This is a genomic window from Zooshikella ganghwensis (assembly GCF_018263875.1).
Lineage (GTDB): Bacteria > Pseudomonadota > Gammaproteobacteria > Pseudomonadales > Zooshikellaceae > Zooshikella > Zooshikella ganghwensis.
In genome coordinates this window covers 56,945-71,398 of record NZ_JAEVHG010000001.1, presented here as the reverse complement: position 1 = coordinate 71,398, position 14,454 = coordinate 56,945, and the positions used below count along the sequence as shown (strand labels likewise).

Below are 14,454 nucleotides of genomic sequence, written 5' to 3'. Positions count from 1 at the left end.
GGTATCAATATAGCCACATTTAACTCTGAACGTACGTTAAGGTACACAGCAAACCATGTATCTTAAATGCAGCCTTCTAAAAGTGTAACCGGTTCTACTTGTTTTTCATAAAACCTGTAAAGTTTTTGGTCGAGGAGTACAAGTAATCTGTTAATAATTTCAGCTAACTCTTTTTACTTTGCATTACCAACAAAGACTTCAACTCACTGATTTCACTTCTTAATGCTTTCACTTCCTGGTGTAAATCATGGGTTATCACATCTCGTACATTGGTAACATGCTCAATCGTGTCTTTATGTTCGGCTTCACTGTAATCTTGAATAGCATTCACAATAATAGCAATAAACAAGTTCAGCATGGTGAAAGTCGCAATCAAGATAAAAGGTACGAAAAAAGCCCAGGCAAAAGGAAAGTTTTCCATCACTGGTCGGGCAATTCCCATAGACCAGCTCTCTAGTGTCATTATTTGAAATAATGTGTAGAGTGACTGACCAATATTGCCAAACCACTCTGGATAGGCTTCTCCAAATAGGTTTGTTGCAATAACGGCAAACACGTAATAAATAATCAATAAAAGAAGCGCAATAGAGCCTAAACCTGGAATAGCCTTTAACAACGCACTCACAACCTTACGCATCGAAGGTACTGTTGTTAATAGACGTAGCACCCGCAAAACTCTCAAAGCCCGCAATACAGCAAAAGAGCCTGTCGCAGGTAACAGTGCGATAACCACAACGCTAAAATCAAATATGGACCATGGATCTTTCCAAAACTCTAAACGGTGAACGATTAATCGAGCAGTAATCTCGATAACAAATACAGTCAAGATGATTTGATCAAGTACTAAAACCCACCAACCAATAGACTCCATAGCCCACTGCCAAGTTTCAATCCCTAAAAGTATTGCATTCAATAAAATTAATATGACTATGCCATTTTGCACCTTAGGGTGATTAATAAACCATGTTAGCTGCCCTGACCAACTCATTCCTTCTGTACTTTTCTGAGGTTTTAAGTCATCAGATGACTTATATTTTGTTTTACTACTCATAAGGTAAGACGATGCCTCCAGTTCGCCAGTTACTCCGCAGAGTACACAAGCTGCTACTGATACATACCCATTATTTTGGGTACAACAATCCACAACGAGATCAAAATAAAACTAATGTGCACTCATTAATTCCAGGTATAGCGCTTTATAGGGCAACCAGTGTAAATATCAAGTGCTAAAGCAATTTTTTTAGTAGCAAGTATTTGAGTCTAGATTCATATTTTTCTAAAATGTCCCGTCTTTGCCCAACAATACCCATAGAGAAGGGTATATACTCTACCCAATACGAATGGTTTTTAGGTGCGGCCATCGAGTGACGAAGTCCCATGAGCCTATATTAATAGGTGATTGGGGTGAGGAGTAAAGATAACAAAACCTAGAAATCATTCGTGAAGGGTATCTCTTGCGAGTCAATATCTTTCAGCGATAAAGGTCAAAGGTTTAACCCGATATTTATCATGTCATCACGAGTTCAACAGTACTTACTGAAGTATGCCGAAACAGAAGCACAACAAATTTTACCCTTAATACAAACAAGGCAGTTTAAAAGCGTACTGGTCGTGCCCTGTTTTAATGAGACGCTTCAATCTTTGGAACGTCTTTTACAACCACTCAATATTAAAGATAGCTGGCTAGTAGTGCTGGTGGTTAATGCTCCCAATAACGCCACACCACAACAACTCGCTAGCAACCACAAGCTATTAAACCAACTCAATGTTGATCATAAAACCTGCCTGAGCAGTTTGATATCCTTTAAGCAACAATGGTTGTATATTGTTAACCGCTCTACTGCACCTAACCTGATTCCAGCTAAATCAGGCGTTGGTCTTGCCAGAAAAATAGGTGCTGATATTGCCTGCCGTTTTATACACCAAGGTATAGTACGCTTCCCCTGTATTTTCTCAACAGATATGGATGCAGTATTACCCGCAGACTATTTAGAGCAAGTTATAGAACATCCTTGCGCACCAAATAACTACAGTGCCTTTATTTATAATTATCAACACCTGGCTGATGCTCATGATTTAACCGTTAGCCAACAGCTGTACGATATTCGACTTCGTTATTATGTATTAGGCTTACATTGGGCAGGCTCACCTTATGCCTTTCATACAACAGGTAGCTTATTAGCTATTCACTCAGAAGCCTATACAAAAGTAAGGGGTTTTCCCTGTCGAAATGCAGGTGAAGACTTCTATTGCCTGAATAAACTAGCCAAGGTAGGCAAAATCATTTCACTCAAAGGTCAGCCCATCATTATCGATGCACGCCTGTCTGATCGCGTCCTTTTTGGTACAGGTCCCGCATTGCACTCTATTTCAACCCTCAGCGAGCCCAAAAAAGACTACTTATACTACAACCCTGAATGTTTTAATGCACTTAAGCAATTATTATCTATTTTTAAAACAAAAAAAAATCTGACAAAAGACTATATTGAAAAGCAACTTGGACAATTACCTCAAGAAGTGACTAATGCACTAACCACCTTAAAAATAAATCAGTTTAAAAAGCATATCACTCAGCAGAAGCTGGAAGGTGATAAGTTAAAAGAGCACTTTCATCACTGGTTTGATGGCTTTAAAACGCTTAAATTCATACACTATTTGCGAGACAATCACTTTCCTTCATTAACCTTGAATAAACTTCAACAACATCCACTATTTCAACAGCTGACAAACATTACTGTAAATACTTTACTGTCACCCGCAGAACTAGAAAAACAGCTAGCCTCAAAAGAACTTCAAGAGTAGTATTTCCAGCTTATATACCCAATACGAATGGTTTTTAGGTGCGGCCATCGAGTGACGAAGCCCCATGAGCCTATATTAATAGGTGATTGGGGTGAGGAGTGAAGATAACAAAACCTAGGAATCATTCGTGAAGGGTATATTTACAAACAGTGCGTGATGAATATGTACTGTGCTAATGCAAAGCAAGAATCAATTTGCTCCTCCCGCAGTAGAAGACCATCCTTGGTCACTACTGCTAACGGTGCTCCCAGCACCTGCTTCACAAACAAATGCATGCTCTGCAAATAACCTTTTTTGCTATACCCCCCCATTCCAAAATCAAATTTAATGGGATGACTATCAATGTGTGTTAATGATAAGCAGTGGTTGGAAGACTCATGAATGATTTGCTGCAAGGAAACTAGCAATAGCCACTTTAATTGACAGATCTTTATTCAGCAATAGCGGTATAATATTATCAACCTATTTTAATCGTAGCAAATGACTAAAACCACCGATTATTAAACATGTTTCCATGATTTCAATAACTTTTCGAGTTGAGGCTGAATTAATAATATCTGACTCTGCTTTATTGTTGATGATTAGAGATGATATATGATCAATTTCATACTCAAAACCTCCACCCTTACTGTCAATAGTTAGCTGTTTCTTAACCCCTTTATATGTTATATCTATTATTTTTGGATTCCACCACTTATCATGAATGACAATATCTAGATCAGGTCCATTTATTATTGCTTTTCGTTCAAGGTTACGCGTTATCGATGCACTAATATTGCCTAATACATCACCAGGAAATTTAAACTCAGCAAGTTCATCAACTCTTGACTCTGGATTATCTACATAAAAGTTAACTCTAGGTGGCAATATTTTTCCATTTACAAGCTGGCAGAGATCAACATAAAGCCATAGACCATAGACGCCAACATCTAAAGTAGCCCCTCCACAAAGATCAGGGTTGAATATAGGCTGTTCAATATCAAACTTGTGCCAATTACCAAAGGCCGCTGTAATAGAGTTTATTTGTATATTGTTATCAGAAATAAACTTTCGCATAGCTTGATAAGCAGGAAAAGTCACTGATTTCATTGCTTCAATTAATAGCAAGCCCTTTTTTGAAGCTAGGGTATACATCGCATCCCAATCTGCCACATTAGTAAATGCAGGTTTTTCAACCACCACATGCTTGCCGTGTGATAAAAACAATTCTGCCATACTTCTATGAAATGGATGAATCGAAGCAATATAGACAACATCAACAACAGGATCGTCAGCTAATTCCTGGTATGAGCCATAGCACTTCTCGCAACTAAACCTGTCAGCAAAAACCTTTGCCCGTTCTGAACATCGCGCAGACACAGCATAGAGTTCAGCATGATCGGCATGACTAGTTAAATCCTGAGCAAACCGATGTGCAATTTTTCCTAAACCAGCAATCCCCCAACGTACCTTTCTCTTCATCATACAACTGGCCTTTCAGCTCGACTAACATGGCAAGACATGAGTAGTTTATAAATGATCAAAGGGGAAAGTCTATTCCTAAATATAACTTACCACACATCGTGCCAATGCAGAGCATGAATTAATTTGCTCCTCCCGCAGCAGAAGACCATCCTTGGTCTCTACTGCTAACGGTGCTCCTGGCACCTGCTTCGCAAACAAATTCATGCTCTGCAAATAACCTTCTTGCAATATCACACACCCACTACTTAAGCCCGATTAAACCAACACCTGTTGTCTTTCAATATCTGTATACCACAAACAACTGCTGGATAGCTCAAGTGAAGCTGTTTGCTGCAAGAAAATGGCAACCAAGTTGTAAAGAATAGATTCACGACGAGTTAGAGGTTTCACCGTTAGGCAATCGCTCTTCCCCCATATTATTGTCAGAAGATATGGTACACTTTATCTGCTGTATAGCGTGGAATTGAATTGAAAGCACAAAAAGCCATACGATGAGTAAGGACAAAAGAATTCTATCCGCAGAGGATAAGTACCTCTTATAGGAAAGAAACAGACAAGTGCAAGTAAGATCCCTTAGCCTATCTAATTTATCAGTCCACTTATACTGCTATGTCGTCACTGCCATGCAATGATTACTAACCTGCCTATACGGCAGTTAACAGTCATCACTTGAAGCTAAGCGGTTAGTTTTTATAAACGAAGGTTTGCTTGATGCTTATTCAGTCACTGTAGCCTCACCTAAATCCTAGAACGAGATGATAAATTTTTCATGCCCCCTTGGATAACGCATACAAAAATAAGTTTTTGGCATGTTCACTCTTTCCAATCCAAGAGGACAAGTAATAACAAACCCTATCGATTAGTAAGAGGAAACTCCTAGGGAGTAAAATATGTGATGGTTACTTTTGAAACCATGATATCATCCACAGCTGCTCTAATAGTCAATATTCTTTCTGAGATATTGTCACCAAAGATATTACCAATTCTTGCGTAGTGAACCGATCCCCTATGAAACACACCTTCATTGAGTATCAAGTCATCACCAAGAAAAACATTTATTACTCCCTTTGTACGATCACCAATCCTGTCATGAGCGTTAATCGAAATAGAGTCAATGTAAACATCTTTTGGCAGCAGTAAAGTATGAACCTTCAGGGGACATCGATCAGTTACATCTACAGCTAAACATTTGTCATAGGTATAGACGTTTTCAGCAGCAAAAATAGCGTTACAAAAAAATGTGATTCCAGCTAATAGCAATATTTTTTTAAGCATTATTTTATGATCCTTTTCTATAATGCAGTAACCACTCGAGAACAGCTCGAATTAAAACGTTATATAGAAAACCACACAAACAAGTGACAAAAATAATAATTTTTTTTTACCATTTCCTTTCTGCTAGAACGTGGCAATAATTCCTTTGCAACTTGTACTCTCGCTGATGGTTTTACTCTGTACACCCACAATTGTTGGTATAAATGCTCAGCTATGGGCAACAAAGCACAAAGGTTAGAGGATCCTGTAAAACGAGTCTAAAAGTTAAAACTTAACAGGATAGTGACAAAATAAGCTACGATAGTGGTATAGGTGCTCAATAATATGAGTAACTTGAGGATGGCCTACTACATTGCTCAATTATTGTTTTTTTTGTTAATCAACTCTGTCAACATGAAACATGGAGGTATAGGTATGAGAGTACGCTCTATACTATCAGCACTCGTCTTAATAGGTATAACAATTCAACCAGTTATGGCATGTAATTCCAATCACGAAAAAGACGAGTCAAGTTACGACACCGAGCAAAGCTCACCTGTTGTTAATGTTAAGCAGGAACTAGAAGATAATACTGAAGAGAAAGTGTCTTTGTTTCTATGCCCTAATGGCAATTGTGGTTGTACAGGACCTGATTGCTAAAGTAGGCTTTTCTGTCTTATAGGCACTTTTTAGGTTTGGTTTACACTTGCCTGATGATCGCGAGACCATCTCTCACTAAGCTATCTAGATAGCCTTCAGTAGCTGCCTCGACTTCCGCTTGGAGAGTTTACGGTGAACAAAAAAATATTCCATACTCCATTGATTGTACTGTTATTTTTAATCCCGTTGTTCAGCGGCTGTTCGAGTAATATCATAGGCTCCAAACTTTCTAGTTCAAGGTCATATGACCGTTATGATTTAAAAATTGGTGATACCTGGGATGTCAAAGCTATTTCAGACGACACTATTGAAAGAATAATCGCCACTGTGACTGATGATAAAACATCAAGTAATAGTTATTTAACTAAGGTTGATATTCATATTAAGGATTATGATAAAGTCATTACAGGGCACTGCAAAATAGATAAAGAGAATTTAGATCTTCTCGAATTAGATGCTACTTTTGTAAAAGATAGAGTGCCAATTAGAATTACTCAAAAAAATGATTATATCTATACAGATCGCACTCCATTCCCTATAAAAGTTGGCAAAAAATGGGAAGTACTTGTAACGGAAACCAAGCGAACCATGCAAGGAAATGAGGTATCCCAAGAAAGTAGCACCAAAAAAATTAGATATGAAGTATCTTCTATTGATACGATAACCGTTGAAGCTGGAACATTTCACTGTTTCAAGCTCAAAATATTTGAAGATGACAAGTTTGTCTCTGTATCCTGGCTATCTCCTGAAACAAAGTTCATTTCAGTCAAGGAAGTTAATTACGACAAAAATGAGTCGCATGAGCTTCAATACTATAAAGTTAACTGGTGATTAGCATTTTTTTGCGATAAATCCTCGACCAATCTGGATAAGAACAAACCTTAGAACGTGTCTTGTTCTACAGCATTGAGAAGCCCTAAGGCCCTGATTACACCTCCATAATCAGGATTGAGCGTGCTTTTTTGCTTCAGGTTTTGATCCCTAGAGCGTTAGTAGTTTTGCTCTGCACATCAATGGTTCTTAGCATGGATGATAGCTACAGGCGGGAAAGGATACGTATAAAAGCCCGTACAGGACGTCACTAAGAATAAGCACATAGAGAGGAAAAAGTGAGCTATGAAATTGCTATCAAGCCCATTATTTAGAAAGCCCAAATAGCGCCTCAAAAATTGTCCAAAAAACTTCTATAACTGCTCCTACTACTTCAGAAAAGACAGAAACAATATGAATAAAAAACACCATTAACGCTACAGCCCCAATGACGAGGACTACTACTAAGGGAATAATCCACTTCCAATGCTTTTCATTCATTGAAATCCACCACTATATAAGTTCATTGGATAATAGGTACGTTATGATAGAGTATAGCTAAGTCAAAGTTTATTTTGAGCGATGGCAGCAAGAAAACCTGACCGTGATTTATACTCAGGATGAAGTATTACAAGATCATTAATATGCTTAACCAAAAGCGCAGGAAGCGTCACATTAATACGCTCTGCTTTAAAGCAGCTGTACCCAAAATCTATATAAAACCCTTCACGGCGTATTCAACAAGCATTATGTAAACATCGCCCAATGGTACTTGACTAAAATAGCTTGTAAAAAAATAGCCTTCATATGAAGGCTATCATTATAAATCATCTTAAATAAACTAAAACCATGGCTTTTTGCCAATAATATACGTTTGCTCAAACTCTTCGTCAGATTTAGTCAAGTAAAGAACAAACTCAATAAATGCAATAATACCAATAATCATTGAAGGAATACCCAAAAGAATAATCCCAAAAATAAAAATCAGCAACATGATAACACCTTGCTTGGTGTATCCTAGATAAAATTTATGGGCACCAAAAGCGCCAAGGAAAAAAGCAAACAACGCTGCTGCAACTTTCTTTGAGGCACCACTATTTGAAGAGCTATCAGCATAAATATCAGCTGCCAACTCACCATTTACTGTAAAGTCAACTTTCAATGTTGCACGTGGCTCAGAAGCGGACTTCCAATCTGCTGCTTGAAAATTATATCTGTTCCCATCATCACCAGAAATAATACCTGTCTTGGTGCTAGCGTCAAAGTTAAGTATTTTACCTTTCATAAATCAACTCTTAATATATACCCAAGACGAAGTTTTTTAGGGGCTATTGTCAAGCGATAAACTCCCAGAGCCTATATTGATAAGTGACTGGGGTGGCAGTTAAATGCGTCTCGGCAATAGCTCCTGCATTGCTCTACTATATGACATCTATGTCATTATGCATAAACTGCACTCCAACCATGCTTGGTCAGCGCACCGACAACAACAACTCCTAAAAATGATTTGTGAAGGGTATAGTGCTTTGATAAATTGCCTATTAATTGCCCATAATAAACTGTCAATACAGCTTCTAAGCAACTCTTTAGCCTGCAAAGATATATCCTAACTAATAGGCAAAATATAAAATCAAATATGAGTCAAGAATTTACATAAAACCATCAATACGACGCATTAAGTAACCAAATTTTCTTGATCCTTAAGGAAGGGGCGACAGACATACCAGAAAATATACCCAATACGAATGGTTTTTAGGTGCGGCCATCAAGTGACGAAGCTCCATGAACCAATATTAATAGGTGATTGAGGTGAGGAGTGAAGATAACAAAACCTAGAAACCATTCGTGAAGGGTATAACCATACATTAAACATGGTCACCATCTGTAGATGGCAAATAATGAAGCCAGCGCTAAACTCTACATAACTTCTATCGCATAAACGCCGTACTTTACTATACCCTGCTTATAGCCCGGAAAACTATGTATCAACTCAATAGCCTCCGCAACAGATTCCAAAGTGGGTAACGTATTTTCCATTCCCTCTGTATTAAGCAGTTCTTTTACTGTCTGATAATGATCAACTCGAATAACACGGCGTTCTAAAGATTCACCCGTTTGTTCGTTAATGAGACGTAAAGTATGTCCAGGTTTAATGACACTATAATCAAATGGTCGGACATCACTATTCGCCCGAACCTCAACAGACTTTGAGCCTTGTTTGATCCACTCAAAAGGCATATCCATCAAGCCAATCACATGAATATCACCTTCTGAGTATTCTATTTTGACCGGCTTACCCTTAATTTCTATCATGAATCCTGATGACACCAAAAATACCTCTTTTTCCCTTCGCTGAAGAAACCGCTTTAATAAATGGCTAAATTATTTTGGGTTATAACGGTTGACTATGGGCAACACAACAGTAAATATCACACCATGCTCTCCTTCTGCATTTTCTGCCATAATACGCCCCTGGAACCAGTCAACAATTAATTTGGCAATATGTAAACCAAACCCTAAGTGTTGTTTAGAAGAGGTTTCTTTACGAACAGATACCAAAGAATCAAATAGCTGATCACGCATTGAATCTGGTAAAGATGAGCCTTGATTAAATACCGTTAAATAATAGTTTTCTTGTTCTTGTTTAAGTGCTATTCGAATTAATCCTTGAGCAGGGGTAAAATCAACCGCGTTATCCACCAGTTTATCCAACAACTGTACGATAAAGTCAGCTTCTCCCCATAGTGAATAAAACCCTGGTTGTATATCTACCTGCAAGCAATGGTTAGAGTAAACATCCTGGTAGGCCAAAACCATACCATTGACTACCTGATCAAGAGGAAAACATTCTGGTTCTGCTTGCGCTAAGCTCTGCTCCACACGTTTTGCTTCACTCATGGCATCAATTAAATGCCGTAATCGATCAGCACCATCTTTGGCTCTTAATACATAGTCTTTTGCCGTATTAGACAACGAGTTTTCCATTTCCAGATTTTCAAGAGAAGAACGCATCACGGCTAACGGAGTTCTTAACTCATGGGCTAATTTACTCGATAAACTTTGCAGATAATGCATATAGTCCCAAAGTCGCTGATGCAAAACTTTGAAACTCCGGGACAAATCGCCTATTTCATCTTTTCGTTTTGAAGCAGGAAATACCTGTGCCAGTTGCCCTTCCGCTGTCAACACTTGCTCGGCCAGGCGGCTTAAACGCCGAATACGACTGGATAATAGCACTGCATAACCCACAAGCACTACCACAACAAGGGTGATAACCCAAAATGTTACGCCTATCATTCCCAGCCAGGCTTTATCTGTGAGCGATACAATTTCATCAGAAGCATTTGCAACAAGCACAGCGCCAATAACCTGATCATCTTGTACTACTGGAGTACCTGCCACGACTTTATTGGTGTATTGCTTACTACCTTGAAACCACTGAGAAGCTAAACTGTCTTGTAAAACATGCTGCATAAATTCAGCGCTTACTCGACCTGACCGCAATGACCATTTTGGAAGAGATTCTGAAGAAGACAAAATCCAATGTAACAAAGTGCGCTGCCAATAAGGCACAACGATATGATGCTGCTCAATATCTTCAGCTAATGCCGTGTTTTTATTTTTAGGTTTGGCTGAGGCAAGCACCCAGCCTTGAGGGGTAACCAGCACTACTTGTTGTCCTAATGACGCAAAAGGAGATAACAAAGCTTTCAGGTGTGGTGTTGGTGTAACCAGCTGGTAAGGGATAGGTTCTGCTCCGGCCAATGCCGCTATAAGACTATCTTCCCCAATGACAGGTTCATTAAAAAGCGCACCGACAGTTTGAACCTGATTTATAAAGTCATAGTCAACCATACCTGCTGCAACTCGATCACCCACCCGTTGATGTGCAATACGTAGCTCAATATTGATACCCTGAGCGGTCTCTTGCCACTGCCCCTGAATATCCGGTTCTGGAATAAGGATGACTTGTTTTTCTTCAACAATAATCTGTTCGGCAATCACCTTGCCAGGTGCAGGTGTACGTACTAAATAAGCTTGATGTTCTTGACCTTTTTGTACTCGAATTAACAGCGCATCAGAAGCAAATAAAGAACGCTGCATAGGAGTTTGGTAGATAACTCGATCATCTTGATAGGTAATGTGCAAATAGAGCGCCTGGTCACCTCCTGCACCTAAACGCATCGCCATTGACTCTTTCTTTAAGCTAAGAAAGTGATTAATTTGCTGATTAGAAAACGGCCAGTCTTCATGATAGCCATCAATCACCAAAGGCATATTCAGTGAGTGAGCATACAGCACTTGCTCCCCTTCTACTTTTGGCCAGGTAACCCTGGTAAGGGTGCTTGCAATCGCATTAGCGGTTGCTTGCACTGCTTGCTCCTGTCCACTGCGCAGGGCAGTTTCCATTTCTTTAACATACTGGCAGCCAGCCCAAGGTAGCGCCAGGGTAATAAGACTAATAATAAATAACTGAATATGAAGACGCATATAGGCTGCTATTTTTGAGGGTGCCAGCGATAGCCAAACCCATATACCGTTTCAATAGACTGGAAATTAGCATCTAGCTTAGAAAACTTTTTGCGAATACGCTTGATGTGGGAGGTAATGGTATTATCATCAAGCACAACGTTTGCAGCATCCATCAGTTGCTGGCGGTTTTTCACATGTCCTGGGTGTTTTGCCAACGCATAAACCAGCCAAAATTCTGTTAAGGTTAGTGGCACCAGCTGACCTTGCCAGTTTGCTGTCATCCGATCAAGGTCCATCACCAAGTCCCCACAGCATAATTGTTGGCCTTGATCTGCGGGTGCTTTTGATTGAAGTGCATCCACACGGCGAAATAACGCAACAATCCGCGCAACCATATGCTCTAAGCTGATGTCTTTTGTCAGATAATCATCAGCTCCCAAGCGCAAGCCAGAAATTGCATCCAACTCACTGTCTCTCGCCGTCAAAAAGATGATCGGCAACTGTGGTGCAATAGCCCGAAGCTCACGACAAAGATCAAAGCCCCCTTCAATCTCATCTTCCAAACCAACGTCAATAATTGCCAGCTCAGGAAGCTGCTGATTAAATGCTGCCATAGCTTCTCGGCGATTACTGTACATGCTGACATGATAACCATAACGTGTGAGTACCGCCCGATAGTTCTCACGAATGGCCGCTTCATCTTCCACAATGGCGATATAACGCTGCATTTAAGCCTCCACCAGAACAAACTGTCGCCAATTATGCGGCGCGATGACCATGATGACAACTATTACCACCATCAAGAATAAGCTATCAAGAACTACAATGAACTATTTAAAGCTTAGCACGGAAGAAGTTAGCAGAAGTTTGCCAACAATGTTCACACGTTATACCCACTGATAAAGGTACAAAAGACGACTGATCATGACATATGAGTTAGAAATTACCCATCTAATTCAGCCGAAAAACCCTGATAGAGATCAATATACGTATATTGACGACTAATACAATGAACAAATCCGCAATACATTCATCATTGCAGAAGGGATTCATCATGGAAATTGATTTAATATCGCTTGTCAAAACTCAGGGGTTTGAACACTTCGCAGATAAGTTTGGTACCGAAAGCCAGTGTCATGAGCTCTTATTTCAGCTCCGCTGGCCCGATGGATTTCGTTGCCCTAGCTGTGGTTGTGCCAAGCATTGCACCCTTAAAACCCGTCCACTCTACCAATGCAACCATTGTCACCGGCAGCAGTCACTTATCAGTGGCACAATATTTCAAGGCACTAAGCTTCCTCTTAAAGACTGGTTCAAAGCAGCCTATTTTCTTGCCCATCAAAAGAAACTATCTGCTTTATCATTAATGCATGAACTTAAAGTGTCTTACGACACCGCCCGTAGAGTAAAACGCAAACTTATAAAACAACACCAATTAACAACAGAAAAAGCCAAAACAGCACACCGTGTTAACCACTTACCTATTATCACTACACCTTTGTGATTTTTACCATGAGTACTCAGTGTGAGTTAGAACGCTCTTGCTCACACGAGTAGACCTTTGGTAGTAAATAACCTATTTCTACTAACGTCTTGAGCTAATCATCTTGAATCAATGCATCACTTAACCGTATATTTCCAAAGAAATTGAAAAATTTCACCTAATGGACTTTCATTTTCACCAGTAAAATACTTAAAGAAAAAAATTCTTGCGAATTTCAACAACAAAAGTATTTACTAAATAATGAATAATCAATACTACAGTATTTTAACTGATATAGGTAAAGCACAGCTAACCAACGCTATTTTACAAGATACCAAACTAAAGCTTACAACAATCAAAGTAGGCGATGGTGGTCAAGATAGTGGTGCAGAAGTATTTCCCACCGAGCAAACTCGGCACCTCACCCGAGAACGCTGGCATGGTAAAATCAACCATTTATATCAAGATGAAAAAAATCCACTTTGGGTCGTTATTGAAGCAGAAATTCCTGCTACAGAAGGTGGTTGGTGTATCACTGAATTTGGATTATTTGATGAGCAAAACAACTTAATCAGTGTAGGGAAATATCCTAAAACCTATAAGCCTAAACTCGAAGAAGGAAGCGGGAGTAGCCTTTATTTAAAAGTTATCATCGAAGTCGCTAATGCTAAACATATTGAATTAAAAATCGATCCAAGTGTCACTTTAGCTTCCAGAGAATATGTAGATAAACAACAGGAAGAAAATCTACACTTATTTAAAAAGATGATACCAAGAATAGCACTAACACAAAATCAAGCGCTACATTACCCCTCCAAAATAGTAATCAACAACGAAAAAGAAAAAAAACAAAACTTCTCAAAAAGTGTTGTGGGCCTAAATGTGCCAAGTGAAGTAACACCTTCTCTATTTCAGAGTATTGACAGCGCTCCCGAAAACAGGTCTGAACAAGAAATCACTGTTCTTAAAGAAATAGAAAAGGATATCCAAGAACAGTTTCCTGATTTTGCAATTTTAAAAGATAACCACTACAAAAGCTCTTTTAATATCATAAAGTTAAACTGGGATAAACTTGAAATACACAGAAATAGGTGGTTAGCCTTTATGACATCTGCCCAAAGTGACTACGGCCATATTGCAGTCCCCCAAAACCTCTACAGCACAGTTGGTGCCTTTGTAAAAGTGCTTTCAGGTGATATATCTCACATGCATTGGGCAAATGGCTGGAAGCACCAAAAGTGGTGTTTTTGCACAACTCACCTAAAACCAGTTAACCGTTTTGGTAGTTATACACATACACACCCATTACGGCTTTCAACAAAAGGGCAAGTTCTTCTTGCACTGCCTGCAGTAGTCACTGGTTTTATTGATCATCCATCAGATTGGTTTCCCGTTGCATCCTTGGAATCTATTTTTAATTAAACCTTCGTGCACTGCCAGCCCTCTTTTTGCTATACCCAATGACTATTACATGGGCATATGTGGTATTTCTCTGTGATAAAAAGCAA

The 14,454-nt window shown here is 39.2% G+C and carries 15 protein-coding genes; 5 read left to right on the top strand and 10 right to left on the bottom strand.

The genetic code is table 11. The annotated features are described in order from the left end of the window. Positions 1-163 precede the first annotated feature (163 nt). Positions 164-1,051: an ion transporter gene (locus KHS79_RS00280; RefSeq protein ID WP_233468146.1), complete on the bottom strand. Its 888-nt coding sequence runs from the start codon at positions 1,049-1,051 to the stop codon at positions 164-166. Positions 1,052-1,509: 458 nt separating this feature from the next. Between KHS79_RS00280 and KHS79_RS00275 the strand changes: the two genes are divergently transcribed. Further along, positions 1,510-2,802 (top strand): hypothetical protein, encoded by a 1,293-nt coding sequence (locus KHS79_RS00275; RefSeq protein ID WP_212715667.1) that lies wholly within the window; start codon positions 1,510-1,512, stop codon positions 2,800-2,802. Between the two features lie 462 nt (positions 2,803-3,264). On the opposite strand, the gene KHS79_RS00270 is transcribed toward KHS79_RS00275, so the two are convergent. From KHS79_RS00270 to KHS79_RS00265, 3 genes are all read right to left on the bottom strand, one after another. After that, positions 3,265-4,266: a Gfo/Idh/MocA family protein gene (locus KHS79_RS00270; protein ID WP_212715658.1), complete on the bottom strand. Its 1,002-nt coding sequence runs from the start codon at positions 4,264-4,266 to the stop codon at positions 3,265-3,267. A 75-nt stretch (positions 4,267-4,341) separates the two neighbouring features. Continuing rightward, positions 4,342-4,470 (bottom strand): hypothetical protein, encoded by a 129-nt coding sequence (locus KHS79_RS26045; protein WP_267910753.1) that lies wholly within the window; start codon positions 4,468-4,470, stop codon positions 4,342-4,344. A gap of 672 nt (positions 4,471-5,142) precedes the next feature. Continuing rightward, a complete protein-coding gene (locus tag KHS79_RS00265) occupies positions 5,143-5,541 on the bottom strand; it encodes a hypothetical protein (RefSeq protein WP_212715656.1) in 399 nt (132 codons plus the stop codon). A gap of 414 nt (positions 5,542-5,955) precedes the next feature. Between KHS79_RS00265 and KHS79_RS00260 the strand changes: the two genes are divergently transcribed. Together KHS79_RS00260 and KHS79_RS00255 are read left to right on the top strand one after the other, a co-directional pair. After that, entirely contained in the window at positions 5,956-6,180 is a 225-nt protein-coding gene (locus KHS79_RS00260) for a hypothetical protein (RefSeq protein ID WP_212715654.1), read from the top strand. Positions 6,181-6,312: 132 nt separating this feature from the next. After that, positions 6,313-7,011, top strand: coding sequence for a hypothetical protein (locus tag KHS79_RS00255; protein ID WP_212715652.1), 699 nt, complete (start codon positions 6,313-6,315; stop codon positions 7,009-7,011). A gap of 306 nt (positions 7,012-7,317) precedes the next feature. Here KHS79_RS00255 and KHS79_RS00250 read toward each other — a convergent pair whose 3' ends face one another. The 6 genes from KHS79_RS00250 to pdsR all read right to left on the bottom strand — a co-directional run bounded on the left by KHS79_RS00250 (position 7,318) and on the right by pdsR (position 12,191). Next, a complete protein-coding gene (locus KHS79_RS00250) occupies positions 7,318-7,491 on the bottom strand; it encodes a hypothetical protein (RefSeq protein ID WP_212715651.1) in 174 nt (57 codons plus the stop codon). Positions 7,492-7,553: 62 nt separating this feature from the next. Next, on the bottom strand, positions 7,554-7,706 hold the full coding sequence (locus KHS79_RS26320) for a type II toxin-antitoxin system HicB family antitoxin (RefSeq protein WP_407704214.1): 153 nt from the start codon (positions 7,704-7,706) through the stop codon (positions 7,554-7,556). A 125-nt stretch (positions 7,707-7,831) separates the two neighbouring features. Continuing rightward, positions 7,832-8,275, bottom strand: coding sequence for a TM2 domain-containing protein (locus tag KHS79_RS00240; protein WP_212715647.1), 444 nt, complete (start codon positions 8,273-8,275; stop codon positions 7,832-7,834). A 632-nt stretch (positions 8,276-8,907) separates the two neighbouring features. Next, positions 8,908-9,303, bottom strand: coding sequence for an ASCH domain-containing protein (locus KHS79_RS00235; protein WP_212715645.1), 396 nt, complete (start codon positions 9,301-9,303; stop codon positions 8,908-8,910). 69 nt (positions 9,304-9,372) lie between these two features. Then, positions 9,373-11,481, bottom strand: coding sequence for an ATP-binding protein (locus KHS79_RS00230; RefSeq protein WP_212715643.1), 2,109 nt, complete (start codon positions 11,479-11,481; stop codon positions 9,373-9,375). An 8-nt stretch (positions 11,482-11,489) separates the two neighbouring features. Next, complete coding sequence (pdsR, locus tag KHS79_RS00225) at positions 11,490-12,191, bottom strand: proteobacterial dedicated sortase system response regulator (protein ID WP_027707103.1); 702 nt, start codon at positions 12,189-12,191, stop codon at positions 11,490-11,492. Positions 12,192-12,517: 326 nt separating this feature from the next. On the opposite strand from pdsR, the gene KHS79_RS00220 reads away from it, so the two are divergent. Both KHS79_RS00220 and KHS79_RS00215 read left to right on the top strand, forming a co-directional pair. Next, positions 12,518-12,967, top strand: a complete 450-nt coding sequence (locus KHS79_RS00220) for a transposase (protein ID WP_051310889.1) — start codon at positions 12,518-12,520, stop codon at positions 12,965-12,967. Between the two features lie 240 nt (positions 12,968-13,207). After that, the gene (locus KHS79_RS00215; RefSeq protein WP_212715641.1) at positions 13,208-14,368 is read left to right on the top strand and encodes a phage tail protein; all 1,161 of its coding nucleotides are present in this window, start codon (positions 13,208-13,210) and stop codon (positions 14,366-14,368) included. The last annotated feature ends 86 nt before the right edge of the window (positions 14,369-14,454 follow it).